This window comes from Sphingobium sp. FG125, from assembly GCF_057809795.1.
This window is the reverse complement of the sequence record NZ_JBMDKQ010000005.1, coordinates 110,550-135,824: the sequence shown is the minus strand read 5'-3', so window position 1 is coordinate 135,824 and position 25,275 is coordinate 110,550. Positions and strand designations below refer to the sequence as shown.

Annotated in this window: 21 protein-coding genes and 1 pseudogene; 14 read left to right on the top strand and 8 right to left on the bottom strand. The window is 60.3% G+C overall.

Going from position 1 to position 25,275, the window contains the following annotated elements; genetic code table 11:
* Positions 1-323 precede the first annotated feature (323 nt).
* From ACODSR_RS06630 to ACODSR_RS06615, 4 genes are all read left to right on the top strand, one after another.
* The gene (locus ACODSR_RS06630; protein ID WP_489074857.1) at positions 324-2,339 is read left to right on the top strand and encodes a TonB-dependent siderophore receptor; all 2,016 of its coding nucleotides are present in this window, start codon (positions 324-326) and stop codon (positions 2,337-2,339) included.
* A 17-nt stretch (positions 2,340-2,356) separates the two neighbouring features.
* Complete coding sequence (locus tag ACODSR_RS06625; protein WP_489074855.1) at positions 2,357-3,526, top strand: PepSY-associated TM helix domain-containing protein; 1,170 nt, start codon at positions 2,357-2,359, stop codon at positions 3,524-3,526.
* A gap of 227 nt (positions 3,527-3,753) precedes the next feature.
* Positions 3,754-4,711 (top strand): IS630 family transposase gene (locus tag ACODSR_RS06620; RefSeq protein ID WP_489074853.1). Its coding sequence is split into 2 segments (ribosomal slippage): positions 3,754-4,076 and positions 4,075-4,711, totalling 960 coding nucleotides; the frame shifts between segments, so codons are not numbered across the junction.
* 186 nt (positions 4,712-4,897) lie between these two features.
* Positions 4,898-5,116, top strand: coding sequence for a hypothetical protein (locus ACODSR_RS06615; protein ID WP_489074851.1), 219 nt, complete (start codon positions 4,898-4,900; stop codon positions 5,114-5,116).
* An 18-nt stretch (positions 5,117-5,134) separates the two neighbouring features.
* Here ACODSR_RS06615 and ACODSR_RS06610 read toward each other — a convergent pair whose 3' ends face one another.
* From ACODSR_RS06610 to ACODSR_RS06590, 5 genes are all read right to left on the bottom strand, one after another.
* Positions 5,135-5,443, bottom strand: a complete 309-nt coding sequence (locus ACODSR_RS06610; RefSeq protein WP_489074849.1) for a response regulator — start codon at positions 5,441-5,443, stop codon at positions 5,135-5,137.
* A 43-nt stretch (positions 5,444-5,486) separates the two neighbouring features.
* The gene (locus ACODSR_RS06605) at positions 5,487-6,374 is read right to left on the bottom strand and encodes an iron-containing redox enzyme family protein (RefSeq protein WP_489074847.1); all 888 of its coding nucleotides are present in this window, start codon (positions 6,372-6,374) and stop codon (positions 5,487-5,489) included.
* A gap of 594 nt (positions 6,375-6,968) precedes the next feature.
* Positions 6,969-7,550 (bottom strand): NAD(P)H-hydrate dehydratase, encoded by a 582-nt coding sequence (locus ACODSR_RS06600; RefSeq protein ID WP_489075019.1) that lies wholly within the window; start codon positions 7,548-7,550, stop codon positions 6,969-6,971.
* A gap of 284 nt (positions 7,551-7,834) precedes the next feature.
* Positions 7,835-8,467, bottom strand: coding sequence for a DNA -binding domain-containing protein (locus ACODSR_RS06595; protein WP_489074845.1), 633 nt, complete (start codon positions 8,465-8,467; stop codon positions 7,835-7,837).
* Entirely contained in the window at positions 8,367-8,624 is a 258-nt protein-coding gene (locus tag ACODSR_RS06590; protein ID WP_489074843.1) for a transcriptional regulator domain-containing protein, read from the bottom strand. The genes ACODSR_RS06595 and ACODSR_RS06590 overlap by 101 nt, the downstream gene beginning before the upstream one ends.
* On the opposite strand from ACODSR_RS06590, the gene ACODSR_RS06585 reads away from it, so the two are divergent.
* The 5 genes and pseudogenes from ACODSR_RS06585 to ACODSR_RS06565 all read left to right on the top strand — a co-directional run.
* Positions 8,612-8,752, top strand: a complete 141-nt coding sequence (locus ACODSR_RS06585) for a hypothetical protein (RefSeq protein WP_489075038.1) — start codon at positions 8,612-8,614, stop codon at positions 8,750-8,752. The genes ACODSR_RS06590 and ACODSR_RS06585 overlap by 13 nt on opposite strands.
* Before the next feature lie 141 nt (positions 8,753-8,893).
* Positions 8,894-9,652: a LuxR family transcriptional regulator gene (locus ACODSR_RS06580; RefSeq protein ID WP_489074841.1), complete on the top strand. Its 759-nt coding sequence runs from the start codon at positions 8,894-8,896 to the stop codon at positions 9,650-9,652.
* Between the two features lie 56 nt (positions 9,653-9,708).
* Complete coding sequence (locus ACODSR_RS06575; protein WP_489074839.1) at positions 9,709-10,323, top strand: acyl-homoserine-lactone synthase; 615 nt, start codon at positions 9,709-9,711, stop codon at positions 10,321-10,323.
* 15 nt (positions 10,324-10,338) lie between these two features.
* Positions 10,339-10,773: a phytanoyl-CoA dioxygenase family protein gene (locus ACODSR_RS06570; protein WP_489074838.1), complete on the top strand. Its 435-nt coding sequence runs from the start codon at positions 10,339-10,341 to the stop codon at positions 10,771-10,773.
* 158 nt (positions 10,774-10,931) lie between these two features.
* Positions 10,932-11,179: pseudogene (locus ACODSR_RS06565) on the top strand (IS5/IS1182 family transposase); the annotation flags it as partial.
* Positions 11,180-11,466: 287 nt separating this feature from the next.
* Here ACODSR_RS06565 and ACODSR_RS06560 read toward each other — a convergent pair.
* Positions 11,467-13,110, bottom strand: a complete 1,644-nt coding sequence (locus ACODSR_RS06560) for an AMP-binding protein (RefSeq protein WP_489074836.1) — start codon at positions 13,108-13,110, stop codon at positions 11,467-11,469.
* Between the two features lie 455 nt (positions 13,111-13,565).
* Here ACODSR_RS06560 and ACODSR_RS06555 point away from each other — a divergent pair, with 455 nt between their 5' ends.
* Complete coding sequence (locus tag ACODSR_RS06555) at positions 13,566-13,799, top strand: hypothetical protein (RefSeq protein WP_489074834.1); 234 nt, start codon at positions 13,566-13,568, stop codon at positions 13,797-13,799.
* 24 nt (positions 13,800-13,823) lie between these two features.
* On the opposite strand, the gene ACODSR_RS06550 is transcribed toward ACODSR_RS06555, so the two are convergent.
* Positions 13,824-14,297 carry an Lrp/AsnC family transcriptional regulator gene (locus tag ACODSR_RS06550; RefSeq protein WP_489074832.1) on the bottom strand — a complete coding sequence of 158 codons (474 nt, stop codon included), beginning with the start codon at positions 14,295-14,297 and terminating at the stop codon, positions 13,824-13,826.
* A gap of 95 nt (positions 14,298-14,392) precedes the next feature.
* On the opposite strand from ACODSR_RS06550, the gene putA reads away from it, so the two are divergent.
* Positions 14,393-18,016, top strand: coding sequence for a trifunctional transcriptional regulator/proline dehydrogenase/L-glutamate gamma-semialdehyde dehydrogenase (putA, locus tag ACODSR_RS06545; protein WP_489074830.1), 3,624 nt, complete (start codon positions 14,393-14,395; stop codon positions 18,014-18,016).
* An 11-nt stretch (positions 18,017-18,027) separates the two neighbouring features.
* On the top strand, positions 18,028-18,804 hold the full coding sequence (gene proC, locus ACODSR_RS06540) for a pyrroline-5-carboxylate reductase (RefSeq protein WP_489074828.1): 777 nt from the start codon (positions 18,028-18,030) through the stop codon (positions 18,802-18,804).
* 307 nt (positions 18,805-19,111) lie between these two features.
* Here proC and pdxR read toward each other — a convergent pair whose 3' ends face one another.
* The gene (gene pdxR, locus ACODSR_RS06535; RefSeq protein ID WP_489074826.1) at positions 19,112-20,599 is read right to left on the bottom strand and encodes a MocR-like pyridoxine biosynthesis transcription factor PdxR; all 1,488 of its coding nucleotides are present in this window, start codon (positions 20,597-20,599) and stop codon (positions 19,112-19,114) included.
* 367 nt (positions 20,600-20,966) lie between these two features.
* On the opposite strand from pdxR, the gene ACODSR_RS06530 reads away from it, so the two are divergent.
* On the top strand, positions 20,967-22,460 hold the full coding sequence (locus ACODSR_RS06530; RefSeq protein ID WP_489074825.1) for a M81 family metallopeptidase: 1,494 nt from the start codon (positions 20,967-20,969) through the stop codon (positions 22,458-22,460).
* Between the two features lie 592 nt (positions 22,461-23,052).
* Positions 23,053-25,227 (top strand): TonB-dependent receptor, encoded by a 2,175-nt coding sequence (locus ACODSR_RS06525; protein ID WP_489074823.1) that lies wholly within the window; start codon positions 23,053-23,055, stop codon positions 25,225-25,227.
* The last annotated feature ends 48 nt before the right edge of the window (positions 25,228-25,275 follow it).

The window sequence follows — 25,275 nt, the reverse complement described above, 5'->3', positions numbered from 1 at the left end:
GACTCCGACGCAATCGACGCCGCTTTGCCGTTTGGCATCCACATGGACGATCCCGGGTGTGGAAGGTCCGCTCTTTGACGGGCCGCCAGCTTAGCACCGTGTCGGTGGTTAGATCGCCTGTCTGTCCCTGTTATGAACTGTGAAAATGGAATTTGGCGGCTTGCCCTGACCATTCAAAATCCGTATCGCAAATCACTATCATTAGCGAAACTGATACGGGGGTTATCTTGTCCATATTCCGCGCGGCGCTATTTGCGTCTGCTTCCTTTTGCGCGTCGGTGGCTTTCGCGCAAGAAGCCCCCGCGTTGGCACCAGATGCAGCCATGGCCGATAGCGATCAGATCATCGTGACGGGCCGCGCCCAGCGCCTCTACCGCACCGAGACCACGACCGTTGGCAAAAGCGCCGAGGACCCGCTCGACATTCCGCAGGCTGTGCAGGTGATCAACAAGGATCTCTTCGCGGATCAGGGCGCGCGCGACGCGACTGACATCTATCGTAACATCTCCGGCGTCAGCTTCTTCAGCTATGCAGGCGTCACCTTCCGCGGCTTTCGCCAGGACCAATCCTTCTATGACGGGATGCGTGGCAATCCGTTCATCGGCTTTTCCGTGCCGCAGTTGTTCAATATCGAACGGGTGGAGGTGTTGAAGGGGCCGGCGGGGCTTTTCTTTGGTCCGGGGTCGCCCGGCGGCATCATCAACTATGTGTCGAAGGTACCCGGCGATGCCAGCGCTATGCGCCTGGTCGCGACGGCGGGCAATTATGACCGGCGTGGCCTATCGGCCGAAGCGACCGGCCCGATCGATAAGGACGGGATCGTCACTTACCGCCTCGGCGGCTTTTACGAGGCGATGAACCCCTATCGGCGCAATACCAAGAATGTGTCGCTGATCGGTGATGGCGGCCTGGCCATCAAGACCAATGAGGGCGGCAAGTTGACGCTTCAGGCGACGGTCTATGACAATGATCTCCAGGCCAACCGCCTGCGCGGCATATTGACCGACAATGACGGCAATTTCCTGACCGACATTCGCTGGAATGCCAACGAACCTACCGACTTTCTGCATTTGAAGTCGCAGGCCTATCAGGCGCGTTATGCGACCGCGATCGGGGAGCGGGTCACGTTCGACGCGGGGGTGCGCTATTTCAAGGCGACCGAGACGCAACAATATCATGAGCCACGCGGACTGGTCGCGGGTAGCGACGATCTGGTCGCGCGCGAGTTTCGCGACCAGATCCGCAATGTCGATGGCCTGTCCTTTTCCACCAATCTGACGGCGCGGGTCGATCTGCTCGGCATGGAGCATAAATTCCAGACCGGCGCGGACTGGTATGACGAGACGAGCGTGCTCAATTCGCGCATTTTGCGCGCGGGCGTGACGCCGCTCAGCCTCAGCAACCCCGTCTATACCAACAGCGCGCGCGACGTGGCGCGGGCCGCTTTGCTGCCCTTCACCGTCACCGACACGCGCACGAAGCGCCAGGGCGCTTATCTGCAGGACCAGATCAGCCTGACCGATGCCTTCATGCTGGTCGGTGGCGTGCGCTACGACAAGTTCGAGGATCGCGTGGTCAACGCTGCTTCTTATGAGGACGACGACATCACCTTCCGCACCGGCGCGATCTACAAGCCGCGCAAGGATGTCTCCATCTATCTGAGCTGGTCGCAAAGTTTCGAGCCGCAGGCGGCCGCCAGCCAGAGTCGCGACGTCGGTGGTCCCTTCGCGCCTGTCACCGGCGACCAGTTCGAAGGCGGCGTCAAGACCGACCTGTTCGACGGCAGGCTCCAGGCCAATCTGGCCGCCTATCGCATCGTGCGCAAGAATATCCTCCAGGCCGATACCAGCCTGCCACCCGTCAACGGCCAGGACCAGCTACGCCCGATCGGCGAGGTGACGAGCAAGGGGTTCGAGATCGACCTGTCGACCGATATTACCGCCAATTGGGTGGCGCTGGTCAATTATGGCTATAATGACACGAAGATCACCGGAACGATCGCGGGTCAGGCGATCACCAACGCCGTCGGCAATCGCTTCGCCAATGCGCCCAAGCATAAGGTCGGCTTCTGGACCCGTTATCAGCTGCCGGCGATCGACGCCGCCTTTGCCGTCGGCGGCGAACATGTGTCGAAGCGCATCAGCCTGTCGGGACAGACCGTGAAACCCTATACGATCTTCGACGCATCGATCACCAAGGGGCTTGGCTTTGCCGAATTGATGCTGCGCGTCGATAATATGTTCGACAAGGTCTATGCGGCATCGGGCTTTTCGGCGCAGAGTGGGCATTTCCCAGGCGAGCCGCGGACATTCCTAGCCGAACTGCGCTTTCAATTCTGACCATGGATCAGCTGCGCATGAAAAAGGGCCGGTCGCTCTGGTGGGTGGTGCATAGCTGGATCGGCCTGAAACTGTCGATCTTCCTGACCTTCATCCTGGCGACGGGCACCTTTGCCGTGTTCGCGCATGAAATCGACTGGCTGGCGACGCCCGCGATGCGGGTATCGCCCCGGTCGGAACCCGTCGCATCCTGGGGAGCGTTGGCGCAGGCGGCGGCCCGTGCTGCGCCCGATGCCCGGCTCCAGACCCTTTATGCGCCCATCGCCCCCTGGTTCGCGGTCGAGGCCTGGGTCAGTCGCGGCAAGGGCGCGCCGGAGCGGGTCTATGTCGATCCGTGGACGGCAGAGGTTACAGGAAGGCATGGCTGGGCCAATGTCCACCGCTTCCTGCGGCAGGCCCATCGCCACCTGATGCTGCCGACGAAGATAGGCATACCGATCGTCTGTTCGCTCGCCCTGCTGCTGGCGGCCTCTTTGGTGTCGGGGATCGTCACCTACAAGAAATGGTGGCGCGGCTTCTTCCGAGCGCCGCGCGGCGGGGACGGGCGGCGGATGACGGGCGACCTGCATCGCCTGATGGGCCTGTGGAGCTTGTGGTTCGTGGCGCTGATCACGCTGACGGGCCTATGGTATCTGGTGGAAACATTGGGCGGAAACGCCAAGGTGCCCAAATTGCCGGAGGTGGCGGCTGGTGCGATGCCGACCGGGGCCGCGCTGGACCGGCTGGTCGCCGTCGCGCGCCGCGCCGATCCTGCGCTCGATATTCGAGAAATCCGCTTCACGCCCGACAACGGCGTCATCTTCCTGGGCCAGTCCTCCGCCTGGCTGGTGCGCGATCGCGCCAACGCAGTGGTCGTCGATCCGGCTACGTCGCGGGTGGTCACGCAGTTGGATGGACGCGCCTTAAGCGCGCATCAGCGCATCTCAGAAATGGCCGATCCGCTGCATTTTGGCACGTTCGGGGGCCTGTGGACCAAAGCCGTCTGGTTCTTGTTTGGCGCGCTGCTGACGGCGATGGCCGTCACCGGCACGATGATCTACGCAATGCGGCTGGCCCGAGCGACGCGATCCGATACCGCCAGGATGAAGATTGCCTGGCAGGGGATGGGTGCCTGGGGATATATTGGTATTGCCCTCATTCTCCTCACTCTGGTCCTGACGCCGGGGGCGATTGGTGGCGCCAGTTGAAGGAAATCGACCCATTGGTTATAATCATCGAGTTTTTCGTTCCCAACTGTCGATATTCTGCTTTGTGGCTCTTTGTTCCCAGAAAACCGTCGTAGAATGGGGAACATGCCGGAATATTCCTGCGCCGTTTCTCGACGCATGCGATGCCTAGAGCATCGAGCTTGAAATAGGAATCTGTGGGTTCCCAAAGGCGAGGGAATATGATTCACCGTTGTTGGAGGTGGATCATGGGAAAAGCCTATTCGCTCGATCTTCGAGATCGGATCGCCAATCACATTGCATCGGGCCAATCGCGGCGTTCGGCCTCGCGCCATTTTGGGGTGAGCCCGAGTTGCGCGGTGAAGCTTGCGCAGCGCGTGGCTGCGACGGGTTCAGCGGTTCCTGCCCGGCAAGGGCGTCCGCCCGGTGCCGGCAAGCTGGCCCCTCATTTGGCGACACTGGCGAAATGGGTCGATGTCGAGCCGGACATTACCATGCCCGAACTGGCGGCCCGGCTTTGGTCGGCAACCGGCGTTCAGGTGCACCCCGCTTCGCTGTCGCGGGCGCTTCTCAAGGCAGGCTATAGCTTCAAAAAAAACGCTGCTGGCGTCGGAATGCGGACGCGATGATGTTGCCCAAGCGCGCCGGACCTGGCGTGTGTATCGGCAACCCAGCCTGCGCAAGCAGTCACACCGGCTTGTCTTCATTGACGAGACAGCAACGACCACCAAGATGACACGGCTGCGAGGACGAGCGCGTCGCGACCAACGCCTCAAGGCCCGCGCGCCCTTCGGTCATTGGAAAACCCAGACGTTCATCGCCGCCCTGCGCTGCGATGGCCTGACCGCACCCTGGGTCATCGACTGCCCCATGAACCGCGCCACCTTCGAAACCTATGTCGAAACCCAACTCGCCCCAACGCTCAATCCCGGCGACGTCGTGATCCTCGACAATCTCTCCAGCCACAAAAGTGAAAAGGCCAAGGCCATCCTCAAGGCACGCGGTGCATGGTTCCTCTTCACCCCGCCTTACAGCCCTGATCTCAACCCGATCGAAATGGCCTTCTCGAAACTCAAAGCGCATTTGCGCCGCACCGGTGCCAGAACAATCGACGCTCTCTGGCAGGCAATCGGCAACATCTGCGACCTCTACTCTGCTGAAGAATGCGCGAGCTTCCTCAAAGCAGCAGGATATGCGTCCGATTAAAGGCGTGATGCTTTAGTCCGCCGATTGAAAGATACGGTGTGCTGATCAACCGAGCGTTCGTCGTAATTTATCCACATTATATCGACTAACCGCGTGTCTCCCCGGCATTGAAATAATAATATTCCCTACGGGTCAGGAGATCGCGAGTCGAGAGAACTGGCTCGTACTCGAATGGAGGGCTCCACCATGTCGTCAGCCGATCCAATGGTAAGCGCTGCGCGCGCCAGCTCCATGATGGACGCTGAACTTATTGAAGTACTGCACGAGATCAACTCGGATCAGCACATAACTGATTATCAACAAGCGATACTTGATGAAGCTTATTTGCGGGGAATTTTGTCGGGAACAGAGGTGGACATTATTTTCCGACAACGGTCACATCGGAGCATTGGTTGCCAGCAATAAGCCCGGACGTGTCCACGTTTATTGCACAATAGACTGGAGGGTCGATATCAGACTACGTCTCAGCGCTAATTTCGGGACCAGAGGAGCAGTTGGATGGTTTTTAACCGCAGGATGGTCGAAACCGCCTGAGCAAAATACATAGGGAATATCATATAAGTCGAGATCGTCAGCCAAAAGATCGATGTCTTCGCGCCCTAGACGAATGTCTAACACAGCTGCTGCTGGCATTGATCTGGCTAGCGCCTCCATCCCGTCGGATAAAGTGGCATAAGGACCATCAACGACGTAGTCGGCCCCCTCGAGTATATCGGAGATCAGAGCGGCCACATCTGGATCATCCTCTACCAGCAATATGGGACATGCCATTGTTTCACCCCAATCCGAAATACGCGCGATAGCTTTTAAAGCAGCGTGCTCCACAATAAAGCCGGATGAGCGCGCCTTCTGCCATGGCGGTGGCACGACGCGGATCTTCTTCGACCAGCGGACGGATCGCTTCGTCATTCCAGTCCCGGCTATGTTTTATGTCGAGAACGGCATGGAGATCAAAGTAACGTCGCTCCGAACCGGTCAAGCCAATCCTGCGCAAACCTTTTGCCGTATGCGCCGAGCGATCGGGGGCGGTCAGTTCGATGATGCCAAGGGCGCCCACGCTATGCCAGGCATAGCTTCGACATGAGGCCATCGCCGTCATCGCATTAGCGAGCGCCAAACTTTCCCATATTGTGTGTTCGATCTGCGTATCGAGATGCAGAATGTCCACCAGCTGGTTGAGCATGGGTCCATGCATGCCTTTGGGGTTTCCGCGCCCCATCTCGTCCCAATAGTTGCGAGCCAGCTCCAGCTTGGCCCGAGTAGGCAACTTGACCTGCGTCATAGCGACAAGATCTTCAAAACCGGCCTCGCCGGCGGCTTCCTGCGAGAGAAACCATCGCAATTCCTCTCTATCGGCATGTTCAGCCAGCCAGGGGAAAAGGCAATCATGCTGTCCCGGTCCGGTAGCTTTCAAGCCCTCGAACCAAGCGACAAATGCGTCAGGATTGGTGGGCGCGTCGGCGGCCTCGGCCACGACATGTGCGCGCAATTCCTCAATGAAAGCGTGCTCCAACCGCAGCATATTGCGATCCTTGTCAAACTGCGCCGCGGTAGCGTCTACGGGGAACGCGGGCGCAAATCTTCGCCTGTTCCACCTGCTGAGTTCCTCCTGAAAGTCTTGTCGCAAAAATTGCGACCTGTCATGTTCGAGCTGAGTGGCCACGAGATTACCTTTCAATTTTCTTAGTATACAAAGCTCGAAGGCCCCGGTGTCGTTCCCTCAAATCGCATTAAACAGGATCAACTGTGCGGAAGTCACCCTCCGGACGCTGACGCGGACTATCGTCCATCAACAGGCCAGATGGTTTCGCGACCTCTCACGTTGTTTCGTTCTTCGAACTCTTCCAAATTTAGGGCGGCCTCAGACCAATAGAGATGGCGGGGCGGGATATTCACCGCTCATAGGCGGAGCGGATGGTACCCATGTGCGCCTGCAAGAGCGGCTCAGTGGTACCGCACATCTGGTAGGCACAGGAAATGCCTTGCGGCGCAAGAATGGCGCGACTGGCGGCTATCGTTCGCTCAGCGGGATCAAGGGGCGAGAAAGGAAGGCCCGAGAGAATGCAATCGGCGGGCGGTAAGTCCCGATCTCTCATCAGGGCGACAAGATTGGCGCTCGACGCGCAGACGGCCTGTACCCGGCCCAAATTCAGGATAAAAAGAGATATACTATGCTCACGAACGATTGTCCTACTGCTCTTTGCCCTGCTCGAACAGCAGCCAGCCCGTAGACGGCAGGTAGTGCGGCCGGTCCAAATCAATATGCGCTGGCGCTGGGACCAATATGGTCAAAGCCTGTCAAGCAAGGAAGGCAGTCGGGGCAATAGTTCGCGCGCGAGAAACCCCGTGGCACTGATGTCTCGCACAGCCTGTCGGCCCCAGCGCCGTGGAGTGCCACGCCCCAAGCCGTCGCCACATACGGCGACGTTCCGCGCGCGAGCAAGCCGCCAATAATCCCGGCGAGTACGTCGCCTGATCCGCCAATGCCAAGTCCCGGACATCCACCAGTATAGTGAAGAAGAGGGACGCCGGGCCCGCCTATCCAGGTCTGGGTTCCCTTGAGGGCGATCACCGCGCCGGTGAAACGTACTATTTCCTGAACCATAGCGGCTGGGTTGGCCGCTACTACATCGAGGGGGCCGTCCATCAACCGCGCCATCTCGCCGTGATGCGGCGTCAGGACAGGTGGACTGTGCGAGGCTGCGCTCGCCAAGTCACTTAATTTTGCGCATGTGAGCGCAGCCGCGTCCAGAAGTAGAGCCGGCGGCGACAAGTCAATGAGTCCCTTGACCAGTTCGCCAGTATCCGCGGTCGCGCTCATACCGGGTCCTGCCAGCAACAAATCACAGCGGAGTCCTGAATCCGAATGGCGGGACCATTGTTAACGGTTAAGGCTCGTTCTACCGCCACGCCTTTTACCGCGTAAGGGTCAGCAGCGCTGATTCGCGCCAGCCGATCGTCACCGCCAGGCCGAGACCCGGCAACGGGGCTCGGCGGCGAGAAGCCTCGCTTCGCGCCGTAGAGCGCGGTCGCGCCGCTTCACCGGCGCGACGCGTCATGCCTTCGGGGAAAACCTGTCCAATGAAAAAAAACGCACCCCATCAAGCGGACCAAATCGCGGGGCTAGGGCTTTCGCCGCATCAATTGCCGCCAGCCACCGCGTGCCATGTTACCCGCGTCTCGGACCAGACGCCTGACCCGCGACCGCAGCGAATCGGATGGTTCCGTCCAATCCAGCGCCACACGGTGTTCGCCGAACAGGGCGGCACCGATCTCGCGCTGGCTGGCCCCTTGCACGAGCGCATCATGGACCCGCAGCATGTTAACCATGCGGGCGATCTGGGGATCGGGGGGGAATAGCGAGCGGGAGAAACGGCGGGTGCGACACAGGTGGAGAAACCGGCGCAAGGGCAGCAATCGCCGCTCCGACGATTGGATGCCCTGCAATCTGAACTGGAGCAGGACGGCTTGCTGTCCCGTCAGGCACCCTTCCTCGATGTCGAACCGGATGTGATGCCAGCCGTCGGAGAGGACGGCATGTTCGCGCCCCTCTACGCCGATGGCGACGGTGAGCCAGGGCGCGATATGGGCAAGATCGAGGCTGTCGGGATGTGATGGATCGGCGGGCATGGCGGCAACGGCGATCGTCCCGGGATCAAATTCGGCATGCCAGATGATCCGCGCATCGGGTGCAGCGCGGCCCGGATGTTCGGCGAAAGTGAAGCCCCCATGCAAGCGGTTCGGGATGAACGCCACGAGTGGCGGTACTCGCCTGCACATGCCAGGCGATATAGGCGGGATCACGGCGCAGCCATTCCCACATGAGACCTGCGCGATCGATGCCGCGCAGCCGCGCATAGCCTTGCCCGTGACGCCAGTCCGGCGAAGACGGTTCGCCGGTTGGCACGCTCATCCGCCGCGCTCGACGCCGCTGGTCGAACGACGATCAAGGACAAGAATGGATGGCGTGGGCAATATGCGCTCTGGCTGACCCGAACCATGCTGCACTGCACTATTTCGCAGGAAGCGGTTGTGATATGACATTTTTATGACGTGAGTCGTCGCGCACCGACGTGAGACACCCGTGCTCGACCCGAAATACAGGGAAAGGGCGATCGCCGGACATGCGGTGACTTGAGACACTGCCGGGGATCGCAATGCCGCCTTATGCGCATGCACAGCATGGCGACGCAGTTCATGCGCGTCATCGAAGCCGTCGCAAACCCGGACGATCTTATCGCCGCCACGGCGGCGATGACGGATCAGCTCGGTTTTCAATATTTCGCGCTGACGCATCATGTCGACATCGTCGCGGCGAGCGGCAGCGCCATCCGCCTCCACAATTATCCGGCGCGTTGGGCCGACTATTATGATCGCAACGCGCTCGGCGTATCCGATCCGGTCCACCGCGCCAGCCATATGACCAATGTGGGTTTCCCCTGGTCGCGGATATCGCAGATGATCCCGATGACCCGGCAGGACCACCGCGTGCTGGCGCTGGGGCGCATGCAGGGCATCGGCGACGGCTTCACGGTTCCGGCGCATGTGCCCGGTGAAGCGCGCGGCTCCTGCTCGTTCGCGAACGAGGCCGGTCGGCCGATACCGCATGAGATGCTGCCGCTGGCGCAACTTGCCGGCATGTTCGCGTTCGAGGGCGCGCGGCGGATCTGGTCGATCCGCGGAGGCCAGCAGGGGCCGTTGCGACCGATGCTTACCGACCGCCAGCGCGACTGCGTCCTCTGGGTCGCGCGCGGCAAGAGCGACTGGGAGATCAGCCTGATCCTGGGCGTCGGCGAGGAGACGGTCGCCCGCCATATCAAGCAGGCCTGCGAGCGTTACGGCGTGAACAAGCGGACATATCTGGTGATCCTGACGCTCTTCGACGGAACCCTGACCTTCTCCGATATCTTCCGCCGCCGATATTACCCTTTTCCGGAATAGCGGCATGACCCGCAGCAGCGCGACCCTGGACCGATCACGTCCAGGGAGTCCTTGTCATGCTACATGTCCTTCAATCCGCCACGCCGTCGGCATCGCACGCCGTCCTGCGGTCGATGTTCGCCGCCCGCAAATCCGTCTTCGTCGACCTGCTCAAATGGGACGTGCCCGTCCTTGACGGTCGCTATGAGGTCGATCAGTTCGACGATGTCCACGCAACCTATCTCATCCTTGCCGAACCTGACGGCACCCACCTGGGATCGGCGCGGCTGCTGCCGACGACGCGCGCCCATATACTGGGCCATCTCTATCGCGACCTGTGCGACGAGGCCCCGCCCCGAGCCCCGGATATTTTCGAGATCACCCGCTTCTGCCTCGATCGTCGGCTAAGGGCGCGCGAACGACGCCAGGTGCGCGACGCCCTCGTCAACGCACTGGTCGATCATGCGCTCGCGAACGGCATCACCACCTATAGCGCGATCGCGCAGATGGGCTGGTACCAGCAGATCCTCGCCTTTGGCTGGCGGTGCATGCCGCTCGGCCTGCCGCGCGTCATCGACGGCACGATGCTCGCCGCGCTTCGTATCGAGATCACGGCGGAGACCCCGGCGCTGCTTGCCGACGGGCGCATAGTCGCTTCGGCATTGCGCGAAGACCAGCGTGTCGCGGCCTGAAGCGGGAGACAGGACATGAACGACATGATCACCCTTTCCGGCGACCTTTCCAGCGAGATCGCGCGCCACGCTGCCGACCTGCTGGCCCAGGGCTATTGCATCATCCCCGACGCGCTGCCGCCGGCAACGATCGCCGCGCTCGACGCCGACCTGGCCGGCGATTTCATCCGAACGCCCTTCGGTCAGGGCGGTTTCTACGGCACGACGACCAAGCGCTTCGGTCGGCTCCTGATCCGCTCGGGCCATGCCGCAGCGCTGGTCCAGCATCGGCTGGTACTCGGTGTCGTCGAGACGATATTGTCTCCCTGGTGCGATCGCATCCAGCTCAACACGACCCAGGCGATCGCGGTGCATCCCGGCGCGCCGGCGCAGCTTCCCCACCGTGACCAGAAGCGAGGTTCTCAAGCCTCGGCGCCGCCTTCGCAGCGCGCAGCCAGACTAACATTCTGATTCACAGAAGCAATACCGCAGGGAAGATTGCAGTTGGGCTTGCCTATCGACTTGAAAGGACGAACGTCATCTTCGCCTATTTTTCATGGCGCTTTGCCGTGACAGTGGTCGCGATCATTCGGCACGGCCCTCGATCGAACGACCTACAATTCATCGTCGATCTCGTGCGCGTCATGGAAGCCTCATTGGAGCATCCGTCGCACAGGCAGCAACATAGAGAGGGAGGGCGGCGATCTGACGACTTCAAACCCGCGTTCGGTACGCTCAAATCCTGGATGGGCAGCACTACGTCCTGACCAAGACGCTCAAAAACGTCAGAACCGAAATGAGTTTGTGCGTGCTGGCCTGTAATATGAAGCGAATGATCCAGATCATGGGCATTCAGCCACTCATTGCGGCGAACCGACCTGATCACGAGCCGCGCCCTTGGCAAAAATCGTGTGCAGCCTGCAATCGCACTAAGATCCGACACCTCCGCCTTGCCGCGTTTTTACATAGCCTCGGCCAGATCTCGCCATTCAGTAGGCGAGCGGCGAATGGTCGATCGTGTCCGATTCTGCCGTCCGCCTGACGTAAACCTGCCGGGCTGCAATGCGCAAAAGCACGACGTTTCTATATTCAGAGCGACGGCCATAAGCTGAATTTCTTCATCGTCGTCGCGACAGGTTTGGGTGGCGCTCACGTTCGGGCTTCCTACAGGGTGCGCAGGATGAAGCGCTGGATCTTGCCGCTGGGTGTCTTGGGTAGTTCGGCCACGAACGCGACGAGCCGGTGATAGGCATGCGCCGACAGCCGACTCTTCACGTGACGCTTCAGGTCCTCCGCCAAACCTGGTGAGGCTTCATAACCCTGATTGAGAACGACGAATGCCTTTACCAACTCGGTTCGCTCCGGGTCGGGTACACCGATGACCGCCGTTTCCATCACGGCCGGATGCTCGACCAGAGCGCTCTCGACATCGAAAGGACCAATCCGGTAGCCCGAAGAGGTGATGACATCATCAGCCCGGCCGATGAAGCTTATGCTGCCGTCGCTTTCCCATTCCACCGTGTCACCGGTTCGGTAATAGCCGCCCGCAATAGCGGGCGTTTCTTGTTGCCAGTAGCCATCGAACCAGAGGAGAGGCGAGTTGGAGATGTCGATCGCGAGCTCGCCGGGCTGGTTTGGCCCCAGTTCGCGGCCCGTCTCATCGAGCACTGCGATGCGGTACCCCGGCATGGGAAGACCTGCCGATCCGATGCGCACGCGGTGGGACAGCCCATGATGATTGTTCACCACCATGCCCATTTCGGTCTGGCCGTAGTGATCGTGGATGGGTACAGCCAGATGGCTGTCAAACCAGCGGATCACTTCGGGGTTGAGCGGTTCGCCTGCACTGCTCACCACCCGCAGACTGCCTTTTGCTCGTGCGGCCGCCTCCGGTCCCGCCGCGATCAGCAGCCGGTACGCGGTAGGCGCACCGGCCAGGTTGGTGATCCCGAGCTGGTCGATCACGTCGTAAGCCGCCTCGGCCGTAAACCCGCCGTCGTAGAGCGTTGTCGCATGGCCAAGCAGAAGCGGCCCGATGATGCCGTAATAGAGGCCATAGGCCCAGCCGGGGTCGGCAATGTTCCAGAACCGATCCTTCGGCCTTAGATCCACCGCCCAGCGCATATAGGCACCGATTGCAAGGAGGCCGCGCAGCGGTACCCCCACACCCTTGGCAAGGCCCGTCGTCCCCGACGTCGACATCATCAGGAAAAGGTCGTCGGGGCTGCGCAGAACCGGTTCGAACACTGTGCTCCGCGCATCGCGTTCGGCGCGGAAGTCGAGATCGCCATCCCGCAGCGTATCGCCGGGCGCTAGGACGGTCGCGATGCTGGGGCAATCCGCGATTTCGTCCAGCTTGGAACGATTGGCGCTGTCCGTGACGATGAGGGTCGCGCTGCTGATGCCCAATCGGTGTTGGATGGCCTTGGGGCCAAAGGCAGTGAATAGCGGCTGATAGACCGCTCCCGCGCGCCAGACCCCCAAGATGGTCGCAAGAAGCTCTGGAATGCGGGGGAGAAGGCCCGCCACGCAATCGCCGGGACGTACTCCCGAAGCGACCAGCATGTTCGCCACTTGCGCTGAGAGGTCGTACATCCGGGCGAAACTATAATCTTCTCGTTGCCCGTTGGCCGACACCCAGATGAGCGCGGTTCGATTGTTGTCGGCATATCGATCGCAACACTCGACGCACGCGTTGAAACCGGCCTGGATACTGCCTGACAGCCGCGCGAATTCGGTCTGTATGGAGAAAATGTCACACGCCACCCCATATGCCTGGGGTGTGGCGGATGCTGGTGCACCGGTCATGCCTTCATGGTCCTCTTCCGTGCTCGCGACTTTCGCGCGATGCTTTTTCTGTTAATCGAAAACCCGACTGTGTGGCGCTCGACGATCAATCAATGAGTGCATCACGACCCTACGGCGCAGTGAAGAAGAGCTTTTGACGTTATCCCCATACCTCTTTTTCCGTGACCGTGGCCGCGCCTGCTGCATGAAAACACCTTGAGCGGGACTGCCGCCTTCATGCTGAATTCTGTGGTAGAACGGTGGCGGCCGCCAGTGCCATTACGACTCTTTTTGATGGTGCCAGTTCCCCGGTCGGATCGCGCCACCACTGTTTACCTATGTGGTATCGTTCCTGCTGGACCTGTCACAGTACTCCGCCTCCCTTTGCGGCGTTTGAGTGCAGGCGCGCCATTCGCGATTGGAAGACGACAGCATTGCCAAGCTGTGCCGCAAGGAAGGCATTCCCGGAGCCTGTATTGTTCCTGGTCGAACGAGTTCACGAAAGGGGCAAGCGCCGCCAAGCGGAGGAGCCGCTGCGGAATATTGCCGATGTTGCGGCGGTTGAGCAGGTCATCGCCAATAGCGTCGTGCAGATGTCACACTCGTTGAAGGTGCCGTTCGCGAAGACGAAGGGGGCGATCGCCGCTATTGACCGCCGCCAATCCACGCCGCGCATCAGCATTATTGGTGGCGGGAAGCCACCTCGGTGAAATCAAGCTGCGCGGGCATAACGCCTAGCGATTGGCGTCCTTGACCGTCTCCATCGCGACGAAGGTCGAAGTGCTGGCGACATGCGGCAGGCTGGAGATCTTCTCGCCGAGTACGGTGCGGTAGCGGCGGATATCGGCGGTGCGGACCTTGAGCAGGTAATCAAAGCTGCTGGCGATCATATGGCATTCTTCCACCTCGGGAATTCGGCGAACCGCGGCATTGAACTCGGCTAACGCAAGCTCGCGCGTGTCGGACAGCTTCACTTCGGCGAAAGCCACGTGATCGAGGCCCAGCTTGGCCAGATCGAAGATCGCCACGAAGCTGCGGATCACGCCTTGGTCGATCAGCCGCCGCAGCCGCGCCTGGCACGGCGTTTTAGAGAGGCCGATGCGCCGCGCCAGTTCAGTAACCGTGATCCGTCCGTCGTCGCGCAAGATTGCGATCATCTTGCGGTCGAATTCATCCAGATCGCCTATTTTTACCTCATTCGACGGCATATCGATCAATCCTTTACGTGAAATAGAGTCTAATCGACCATATAGTTGCCGATGAAAAGTCGGAAAATCCGGTCGATGACGTGTAATATCTGGCCATGCTCCAGACCGACTCCATACCCTTCGCCGCCTTCGCTCCGCCGATCCGCCCGCAATCGCCGCAACGTGCGGCGATCACCCACGCCTATCGCCGGGGTGAGGCGGAATGCCTCGCTCCGCTCCTGGCTGCGGCGACGCTCGACATGGCCACGGCTGAGGGAGTGCGCGACACCGCCCGTAAGCTCGTCGCGACCTTGCGCGCGCAGCCGCGCGGCAGCGGTGTCGAGGGGCTGGTCCAGGAATATTCGCTGTCGAGCCAGGAGGGTGTCGCATTGATGTGCCTGGCCGAAGCGCTGCTGCGCATTCCCGACGATGCGACGCGCGACGCGCTGATCCGCGACAAGATTGCCGACGGCGACTGGCGCGGGCACCTTGGCGGCGGATCGCTGTTCGTCAATGCGGCGACCTGGGGCCTTGTCGTCACCGGCAAGCTCGTCGGCAGCGTCGACGGCGCCATCGATTCCCGGGGCCTTGGCGCGGCGCTGACCCGTATGATCGCGCGCGTGGGCGAACCGGTGATCCGGCGCGGCGTCGATCTCGCCATGCGGCTGATGGGCGAGCAGTTCGTCACCGGCGAGACGATCGACGAAGCGCTGAAGCGCGCCGGACAGCAGGAAGCCAAGGGCTTCGCCTATAGCTACGACATGCTCGGCGAAGCGGCGACCACGGCAGCCGATGCGGCCTGCTATCTCGCCGACTACGAAACCGCGATCCACGCGATCGGCCGGGCAGCGGCCGGGCGCGGCATCCATGCCGGGCCGGGCATCTCCATCAAGCTCTCGGCGTTGCACCCGCGCTACAGCCGCGCGCAGGCGGGCCGCGTCATGGGCGAACTACTCCCCCGCGTGAAAGGCCTGGCGCTGCTCGCCAAGGCCTATGACATCGGCTTCAACATCGATGCCGAAGAGGCCGACCGGCTGGAACTCTCGCTCGATTTGCTCGAAAGCCTGGCGCTGGACCTGGACCTCGCCGGCTGGAACGGGCTCGGCTTCGTCGTCCAGGCCTATGGCAAGCGCTGTCCGTTCGTGATCGACTGGATCGTCGATCTGGCGCGCCGGGCCGACCGCCGGATAATGGTGCGCCTGGTCAAGGGCGCTTATTGGGACGCCGAGATCAAGCGCGCGCAGGAAGGCGGCCTCGCCGATTTTCCGGTCTACACGCGCAAGGTCCACACCGACGTCGCCTATATCGCCTGCGCCCGTAGGCTGCTCGCCGCGCGAGACGTGATCTTCCCGCAGTTCGCCACCCACAATGCGCAGACCCTGGCGACGATCTATCACCTCGCCGGTCCCGACTTCGCGCTGGGCGACTGGGAATTCCAGTGCCTGCATGGCATGGGGGAGCCGCTTTACGAACAGGTCGTGGGGAAGGGAAAGCTGGACCGGCCGTGCCGGATCTACGCGCCCGTCGGCACGCATGAGACGCTGCTCGCCTATCTCGTCCGGCGATTGCTGGAGAACGGCGCGAACTCGTCGTTCGTCCACCGCATCGCCGACCCGGCCGTGCCGATCGAGGAGATGATCGCCGATCCGGTCGATGTCGTCCGCGCGATGGCCGATCCCGGCGCGCCGCACGATCTCATTGCCCTGCCAGCCGGGCTCTTTCCCGACCGGCGCAATTCGGCCGGGATCGATCTCAGCGACGAGACCGCGCTCGCCGCGCTGGGGCAAGCCCTGGCGGACAGCGCCGCCGTCTCCTGGACCGCAGCGTCCGCAGACGGGCAGGGAACGCCGCGCCCGGTCCTCAATCCCGCCGATCATCGCGACGTCGTCGGCACCGTCACCGAGGCTTCCGCCGACCAGGCGCGCGCTGCGGCCGTGCGCGCTGCGGCTTCTGACTGGAGCGAGACGCCGGTCGCCGAACGCGCCGCCATCCTTGAAAGCGCGGCCGACCTCATGCAGGCGCATATGGCCGTGCTCATGGGCCTGGCCATTCGCGAGGCTGGCAAGTCGGCCGCCAATGCTATTGCGGAAGTTCGTGAAGCGATCGATTTTCTTAGATACTATTCCGCACAGGCGCGTGCCACCTTCGGCCCTGCTCAGGTGCCGCTCGGCCCGGTGGTCTGCATCAGCCCCTGGAACTTCCCGCTGGCGATCTTCACCGGCCAGATTGCCGCGGCGTTGGCTGCAGGTAATCCGGTGCTGGCCAAGCCCGCCGAGGAGACACCGCTGATAGCCGCCGCAAGCGTGTACTTCCTTCACAAGGCCGGGATTCCGTCGGACGCCCTGCAACTACTCCCCGGCGACGGCGCGATCGGCGCGGCGCTGGTAGCCGCGCCTGAGACCGCAGCCGTCATGTTCACCGGTTCGACCGACGTGGCCCGGCTGATCCAGCGCGCGCTCGCGACGCGGCTGTCGCCCGCCGGGAGGCCCATCCCGCTCGTTGCAGAGACGGGCGGGCAGAATGCGATGATCGTCGACAGCTCCGCGCTGTCCGAGCAGGTCGTCGCCGACGTCATCGCTTCGGCTTTCGACAGCGCCGGGCAACGCTGCTCTGCGCTGCGTATCCTGTGCCTGCAGGAGGACGTCGCCGATCGCACGCTGGCGATGCTCAAAGGTGCGCTGGACGAGCTTTGTATCGGCCGCACCGACCGGCTTGCCGTCGATATCGGCCCTGTCATCACCGCAAAGGCGCAGGCGACGATCGAGGCGCACATCGCGGGAATGCGCGATCGAGGACATCGCATAACGCAGCTTACGCTCCCGGACGAGACCGCGCACGGCACTTTCGTCGCGCCGACGATCATCGAGATCGACGACATCGCCCAGGTGACGCGCGAGGTCTTCGGACCGGTGCTTCACGTCCTGCGCTATCGTCGCGAGCGGCTCGGTGCGCTGATCGACGCGATCAACGCGACGGGTTTCGGCCTGACCTTCGGCCTGCACACGCGGCTCGACGAGACGATTGCGCATGTCACCGGGCGGGTGATGGCGGGCAATCTCTACGTGAACCGCAATGTCATCGGTGCGGTGGTCGGTGTGCAGCCGTTCGGCGGGCGCGGGCTTTCGGGCACCGGGCCAAAGGCGGGTGGTCCGCTCTATCTCAACCGGCTGGTTGAGCTCCCGCCGGTCTTCGCCGCGCGTGCCGAACATCTCGCCACGCCCTTGCACCTCTTTGCCGACTGGCTGGAAGGGCTGGACGATGCGCGGGGGGCCGCCCTCGCGCGCCGCTACGGCGAGGCGTCGGCTTTGGGCGCCGAGCTGGTACTTCCAGGTCCGGTGGGCGAACGCAATATTTATACTTTGCATCCGCGCGGTGCGATACTGATGCGGCCGGCGACACGCGAGGGCATGATCGAGCAGATGGCTGTGGTTCTCGCCACCGGCAATCGCGGCTTCGTGGAAAGCATGGCGCTGCCAGTCGGTCTGCCGCCCGCGGTCGCGGACGCCTTCGCTATCGACCGTTCGGAAACATTCGCTGCGGCGCTGGTCGAAGGCAGCAGGACGCAGGCAGCGGCGATGGCTGAGGCAGTAGCGGCCATGCCGGGCGCGATCCTATCGGTGTTCGCGGCGGACAAGAGCCAGCCGCTGGCCTATCATTGCGACTGGCTGCTTGAGGAGGTGTCGATCTCGATCAACACGACGGCTGCTGGCGGCAATGCCAGCCTGATGGCGATTGGCTGAGGAGCACACGCATGACCATTCTCCTGATCGGCTGCGGACGCATGGGCGGCGCCCTGGCGCGGAGCTGGACCTCGGCCCAGCGCGTTCTCGCCTTCGATCGCGATGCCGTCCATCTAGAGGGCGTGGAGCAGGTAGCAAGCCTGGCGCACGTGGCGGAAAGCGATGATCTCGTCATCGTGCTGGCGGTCAAGCCGCAGTCGTTCGGCGACGTCGCCCCGCTGCTCGCGCCGCTCCTGCCGCGCGGTCCGCTCATCGTCTCGATCATCGCGGGCCTGACCATCAACGGGCTCGCCGCAGCGCTAGGCGGCCATCAGCGTGTCGTTCGTGCCATGCCCAATACCCCCGCTGCGATCGGCCGTGGCATCACGGCTTCGGTTGCGGGGGAAGGGGTCGGCCCGGCAGACAGGGGCGTTGTGGACCGATTGTTCGCGGCGACCGGCGAGCACCTGTGGCTGGATGCGGAGGGCGACCTCGATCTGGTGACCGCAGTTTCGGGAAGCGGGCCGGCCTACTTCTTTCGGATGACCGAAGCTCTGGCGCAGGCCGGCGCGGACAGCGGCCTGCCGCCGGACGTGGCGATGCGCCTCGCCCGCGCGACTTTTACCGGTGCGGCGGCTCTCGCCGACGCTGACAGGGTGCCCTTGGCACGGTTGCGTGAGCAGGTCACCAGCCCCGGCGGGACGACGGCAGCGGGTCTTACGCGTATGGACGCAGGCGGTGTTATCGACATGCTGATGGCGGAGGTCGTCGCAGCGGCAGCGGAGCGATCCCGCGCGCTTTCCGGCTGATACATACGATCCGAATAAAAATGATCCTGAACGGGAAACCTGCCTGAAGACGGTTGGGTGAACCGGCAACCGGACTATGCCGCCATTGCTCGCAGTCCTGCCTATCGCAATCTCGTGCGCGAAGGTGGCGGCATAATGGGGTTCCAGAGCGGCTTAGCCATTGCCTGCGATTACATGTCGGCCGCCGATTGAAGCACGACCGAGAGGCCCGAAGCCTTCGATCGGTGGTTTTCAAAAGAAGCGTTGGCTGCCCGAGGCGTGCCGACCGATCGAGGGCCGCAGCAGACCTACTATCGTCGGCGCAACGCTAAATTAATTTGCCATCGAGTGCCTTCGCTAATTTCCCAACGGCACCATCAATCTCCTGTTGCAAAACACAGGCGAATCCCAACACGAGGCCATGTCGTACTTTTGGACCCAGATAAAAACGGCTCAACGGCGTCACACCCAAGCCTTCCTGTTCCGCCAATGCCGCGCATTGATTGTCGTCCACCCCATCCGGCAAATAGGCCACGAAATGCAAACCGCGATCATGAACCCCCAAACGTAATTGGGGCAAATGCTGATCCAGAGCTTCGATCAGCGTGTCGCGGCGCTTGGTATACTCCTTTCGCATTTGCCGAAGATGAGACACGAACGCACCGCTGGCAATGAACTCCGCCATGACGGCTTGCATCACAGCGGGCGGGTGGCCATCGGCATACATTCGAACGGCCTTGAAGGCGGGCATTACTTCAGGGGGCACCAGGCAGAAACCCAAGCGTAGGCCGGGGAACATGGTCTTGTTGAAAGACCCGACATAGATAACGCGGCTGCTGGGATCCAGGCCCTGGAGACAGGGGACCGGATCGCCTGCATAGGCGTATTCGCTGTCATAGTCGTCCTCGATTATCCATGCCCCTACCCGGTTGGCATACTCCAACAAGGCGATTCTTCGCTCGATAGGCAGCGTGCCACCCAACGGATACTGATGGGATGGTGTGACATAGATGAGGCGCGGCTTGGGCAAAGTCGCAATGGCGCGTTCAATATCGATGCCCTTGTCATCGACGGGAGCTGGAACCAGCTTCAAGCCTGCCATCGTCAGAGCATAGCGCGCGCCGAGATACCCAGGCTCTTCAATCCAGCATATATCGTCACGATCAGCGAGGACACGTGCTGTCATATCAAGTGCCTGTTGCGCTCCGCTGACCACCAGCATCCGCGATTCATCACCTGCGCAACCGCGTGACGATCCAACATGCGCGGCGATTGCCCTACGAAGATCCTCGCCGCTATTCGGGTTGGGGCTGCAAAAATCATTAACCGTTGCGGCGCGCCAATGACGGGACACGAGCGTCGTCCACTGCCCGATTGGAAATTGGTCGATCGCGGGCATGCCGGAAGTGAATGGACGAAGACGGCTATTGGAGCGTGTATCGAGAAAATTTGCGAAGGTCGCAGCATCCTGGGAAAGGGGATGTGGGCCAATACTCCGCTTATCCTCTGATAGACCCGCGCTTCGCGTCTTCTCTATGAATCCTTTGGAAATCGCGCTCGTGACCCGCGTGCCCGACCCCACGACGCTCACCAGAAAGCCCTCGCTGAGCAACTGCTCGAACGCGGCGCTTGTCGTGTTGCGGGAAACATTCAGCTCAGAGGCAAGCAATCTGGTAGATGGCAGCCTCGCGCCGGGCTTGAGGCTGCCAGTGAGAATGCCATTGCGGATGGCATCCGCGACCTGAAGATGCAAACTTCGATTGCTTCGGCGCTGAAGCGCAATGGTACCAAGGTCAAGAGCGGGCGATCGTCTCATCTGGCCCTTATCTCCTGTTATTAAGCCACCCTAACCCCGTCGCGATATTTGCAACCAACAATGAGGCTGGATTCTGCATGTTACAATGATGTTACGTAATATTGGATGGAAAAAGCAAGTCATTTTATGCTTTCGTAGCAGGCCATTTCTTGCACTTCTGTCGACGTGGAAACTCCCGATTTGATTAGCGGAAATGATCATCTGACTCCCGGTGATGCATTTAACCATCTCGCAGGATGGGGTTAGGCAGCTATGCGATCGGCTTCCCGGTTCAAGTGGCACCACGGAGACGGATGAAATGGCTATGGCGGTGGACCACAGGCTCCACTTAATGGCTATCGATATGCGAACAGGACGGAGCGTCTCTATGTCATTCAGGGTTTTCACAGCCGGCTTCACTCACGAGTCCCATAGCTTCAGCCCGATCCTGACTGACCGTGCGATCTTCATAAATACCAATGGTGTGACGAACGGCGCTCAGATGTTGGACCGATACAAAGGCACCAACAGCGAAATGGCCGGCGTCATTGACCGTGCGGAAGGCCATGGCTGGACTTTGATCCCGTCAGTTTTCGCAGATGCGATGCCGTCAGGTCCGGTCACCGAGGATGCTTATGAACATTTTGTTGGCACGATCATAAGGGACCTGACTGCGGCGAATCGAGTCGATGGAGTGCTGCTTGTTCTGCATGGCGCGATGATCGTAACGCATATCGGTGACGCCGAGGGGGAACTGCTGCGTCGTGTACGGGCAGTTGTCGGTGATGAGACGCCGATCGCGGTGACGTTCGACATTCACGGTAATATCAGTAGTGACCTGGCCGATCTTGCGAACATTGCCTGTGCTTACCGAACAACGCCACATACCGACCAGTTTGAAACAGGGACGCGGGCAGCTGACATATTACATCGAACGATGCGTGGAGACATCAAACCTCTCATTAGCTACGCACAACGACCGATGTTCGACGGTCTCGATCTGGGCCGAACAATTTCTGGCTATGGACCGATGGTCGATGCCTTGGCGCTGGCGCAGAAACTGGCAGCTGAAAATCCTACCGTCCTCGACGTCGCCGTGCTTGCTGGCTTTGAGTGGTCGGACAAATACTGGACTGGCTCCAGCACTCTTACGACCACCGACAATGATCCCGATACCGGCAACCGGATTTCCAACGCAGTCATGGACCTTGCTTGGTCCCAACGTCACATGAAAACGGTCGAGTTGCTCACGCCAGCAAAAGCGATGGAAATCGTTCGGGAGCCTTCGGAGAAGGAAGGTCCACTGCTGATCGGAGACTATACCGATTGCCCCGGTGCAGCTGCTATGGGAGACAATGTCGTTCTGCTGCGCGCCATGCTGGATGCGAAGCTCGAAAATGCGGCACTGGCGTCGATCGCGGATGCCGATGCAGTCGAAGTGTGCCACAAAGCTGGCGTAGGCGCTGTTGTTAAACTCAGTCTTGGCGGCAAACTTGACCCTAATTTTAGCGGGGAACCATTAGAGGTCGATGCGAAGGTAGTTAGTCTGTCCGACGGGCGCACCCATCGTACAGGTCCCTATTTCACCGGCACGCTGGTTTCCCTTGGCAATAGCTGTCTCATCCAGGTGGAGGGAGTGTCGGTCATCATCGCCACCAACCGGGTCCAGATCGATGATCAATCTCAGTTCAGGCTTTTCGGCATCGAGCCGAAAGATTGCGATGTCGTTGCCTGTAAGGCAGTAAACCACTTCCGCGCCGATTTTGAACCCATCTGCCGCAAGCTCATCTATGTCGACGTGGGAGGCATCGCATCAACAAACTTCAAGCAGTTCAACTACAAGAACGTTCGCAGGCCGATTTGGCCTCTGGACGACATCTGATATAAGTGCACATATGACCCTATTCGGTATCACCTCCGGCCAGAATGAGAGGCCCGGTAGGTCATGATGGTTGCCTGATAGCATGGCCATGTGGCTGGGGCATGTACTCCACCCACATCGGCCCGTCGGCGCTTCGCAGCCGCTTTGAGTGTAGCCTGCGATAAGGGCAGCATGGCCGACGAGGTCGGCTCGTGCCCCGTTCGACTTCGCTCAGGATAGGATTGTCGCTGACCACGGTGTGCAGTTTGCCACGCATCGAACAGGATGGCAGCTCACTGGCCACTCGCACACCTGCAGGGTTTATGACGCAATGGCCGACACCCTCGGCACCTCTCCAAACCGATTGTCTATCCCGTGAACGTGTGCCTCGCATCGTTCTGATGGCCGCTGTCAATGTTTCAGTCACGCGGAGCGGTCGCCACGGTGTGCGGCCTAACGTCTGCCGCCTATAGGTTGGGGTGGGACCTGTCCGCTCCGTCTAGCGCATGTGGAGTGCGGCCAAGTCAAGTGGCATCATAGAATTCTGTAAAGTGGGCCTTTGGAACGACCGTCGTATGACACCTAATAACCCCTGCTAACAGGGAGTAAAGCCATGAGCTATAAAATAGGGTCATCGACGGTTCTCGCGACATTGTTCATGCTGGCATACAATAATCCAGCATGCGCCCAAGGCACAGACTTGGCAGCTTCTAGTCCTGAGCCAGGTTCCGATATTGTCGTCACCGCAACTCGCCGGAGCGAACGCCTCCAAGATGTCCCGCTGAGCATCACAGCTGTTGGCGAAGACTTCATCAAGAACACAGGAGCGCAACAACTTAGGGACGTTGTTTCCGCCATTCCGGGTCTTTCGGTAGTCCCCAACGGCGGTGGGGCTTCTGTATTCACCATCAGAGGGGTAAACACAAGCAGCGCGACCACGAGCATCCAAGCGCCAGTCGCCATATACATGGACGATGTGCCAGTCTTGGATCCTTTCATTCCATACGCCGTTCCAGAGTTTCACCTATACGACATTGAACGCGTTGAGACGCTTCGTGGACCCCAAGGAACGCTCTTCGGAGCTGGTGCGCTTGGCGGTGCGATAAGATTCATCACAAAGAAGCCGAACATGTCTAAAGTCGAGTTCGGCACCCAGGAAAGCATTCAGGTAATTGATCACGGCGGCACGGGCTATGAAGCCAACGTCATGGCAAATTTGCCTCTGATGACAGATCAGCTGGCGCTGAGGGCTGTCGGCTATTATACCAAGAGGGCGGGATGGGTGGACAATCCCGGGCTCGGCGAGAAAAACACTAATCGCTTGGTTGCTTATGGTGGACGTGCATCACTCGCCTGGCAAGCTTCCGACAACTTTAAAATCACTGGAACCGTGTCAATAGATGCAACCAGACCTAATGACTCGAGCTATACTCCTTATGGTACGGGCGATTACATAAGTACACTACCCCTGAAAAGTTTTACTGAAAACGACTCTTACATCTATAATATTACTTCAGAGTTAGAGCTATCATGGGCGAACCTGACTAATAACCTTACATATATACGAAGGACCGCTCACCAGACTGTTGATTTCAGCGGGACGGCGATTCCGGTGACGGGTATCAACAGTCCATCCGAAGTACTTGATGATACAGTGTCCGAAAATTACGTTCAGGAAACGCGACTCTCATCTCGTGGTGATGGCCCATTTACGTGGATTGTTGGGGCTTACTATCAGAACTATCTTCTTGATCTGCGCGAAACGATATCTCAAGCCGGTGTGGCAGGTTTAGGGTATTCAAGCGATCTTCTGTCAGACGCTCGCTATACCGGGAAGGTCATCGAGCGCGCCTTGTTCGGAGAACTGGCCTATAAGCTGACGCCTGAACTCAAAGTCACATTGGGCGCCCGACTGTTCAACCAGACGGTAGGAACGACTGCTGACGTGGGAATAGGCGGAGAGACTTTGTTTGACGGGCCGCCAAACTCAACCAAAAACGGCGACCGATTCACGAGAGTGACCCCGAAAATCAATGTCTCGTACAGCCCGAATAAAGATTTTCTTCTCTATGCCACAGCTTCCAAAGGCTATCGCGCCGGACAAGGCAACCTCTTCACGGGGGAAGATCCCGTATCGAATCAGAAGATCCCCTCGGCTTACGGCCCAGATGAGTTATGGAATTATGAACTCGGTGCAAAGATCTCCGCGCTCGGCGGCAAGCTGGTTATAAGCTCAGACATATATTACATAGACTGGTCTAACATTCCACTTGAGACGTTTACCGACGGATTGGGATTGCCCTACACCGATAACGTCGGAAATGCCGAGGTGAAAGGCGTCGAACTAGAAATCGTCGCGCGGCCGATCTCAAGCGTCGAGACGGGCGCGTCGATAGCATATACGCATGCCCGCATCACCTCTCTCGCACCAAACGTAAATGCGCTCGTCGGCGATCAACTGCCCGGTGCCGCTCCATTCACCTCCTATGTCTACGGCCAGTATAATGCCGAATTAAGTGGCGGAACGAGCGTTTTCGTTCGCGCAAGCCATGCCTATGTTGGGAACCAGTTTACGAACCTTAATAATCCCACATCGCTACGATATGGAAAATATAACTCGGTCTCCGCTCAGGCTGGAATCAATATGGGCAGAAGCAGCCTAGTTTTGAAGATCGAGAACTTAACGAAGGAACGTGGCCGGGTGAACGCCCGCGACCTGTTCGGCACACCTGTACAAGTGTTGCAGGCCCCCAGAACAATCGGAATGACTTTTAATACGCAATTCTAATGGCAGGGCGCTTCATCGACCGGGGTTGATCTTCGGGCGGTGAAGCAG

Excerpts from the sequence above, each read along its gene's own strand:
- ACODSR_RS06630 (WP_489074857.1), top strand. The coding sequence starts at position 324 with ATGGCCGATAGCGATCAGATCATCGTGACGGGCCGCGCCCAGCGCCTC.
- ACODSR_RS06625 (WP_489074855.1), top strand. The coding sequence starts at position 2,357 with ATGAAAAAGGGCCGGTCGCTCTGGTGGGTGGTGCATAGCTGGATCGGC.
- ACODSR_RS06615 (WP_489074851.1), top strand. The coding sequence starts at position 4,898 with ATGTCGTCAGCCGATCCAATGGTAAGCGCTGCGCGCGCCAGCTCCATG.
- ACODSR_RS06590 (WP_489074843.1), bottom strand. The coding sequence starts at position 8,624 with ATGAGCGTGCCAACCGGCGAACCGTCTTCGCCGGACTGGCGTCACGGG.
- ACODSR_RS06580 (WP_489074841.1), top strand. The coding sequence starts at position 8,894 with ATGGCGACGCAGTTCATGCGCGTCATCGAAGCCGTCGCAAACCCGGAC.
- ACODSR_RS06575 (WP_489074839.1), top strand. The coding sequence starts at position 9,709 with ATGCTACATGTCCTTCAATCCGCCACGCCGTCGGCATCGCACGCCGTC.
- ACODSR_RS06570 (WP_489074838.1), top strand. The coding sequence starts at position 10,339 with ATGAACGACATGATCACCCTTTCCGGCGACCTTTCCAGCGAGATCGCG.
- ACODSR_RS06560 (WP_489074836.1), bottom strand. The coding sequence starts at position 13,110 with ATGACCGGTGCACCAGCATCCGCCACACCCCAGGCATATGGGGTGGCG.
- ACODSR_RS06550 (WP_489074832.1), bottom strand. The coding sequence starts at position 14,297 with ATGCCGTCGAATGAGGTAAAAATAGGCGATCTGGATGAATTCGACCGC.
- putA (WP_489074830.1), top strand. The coding sequence starts at position 14,393 with ATGCTCCAGACCGACTCCATACCCTTCGCCGCCTTCGCTCCGCCGATC.
- proC (WP_489074828.1), top strand. The coding sequence starts at position 18,028 with ATGACCATTCTCCTGATCGGCTGCGGACGCATGGGCGGCGCCCTGGCG.
- pdxR (WP_489074826.1), bottom strand. The coding sequence starts at position 20,599 with ATGAGACGATCGCCCGCTCTTGACCTTGGTACCATTGCGCTTCAGCGC.
- ACODSR_RS06530 (WP_489074825.1), top strand. The coding sequence starts at position 20,967 with ATGTCATTCAGGGTTTTCACAGCCGGCTTCACTCACGAGTCCCATAGC.
- ACODSR_RS06525 (WP_489074823.1), top strand. The coding sequence starts at position 23,053 with ATGAGCTATAAAATAGGGTCATCGACGGTTCTCGCGACATTGTTCATG.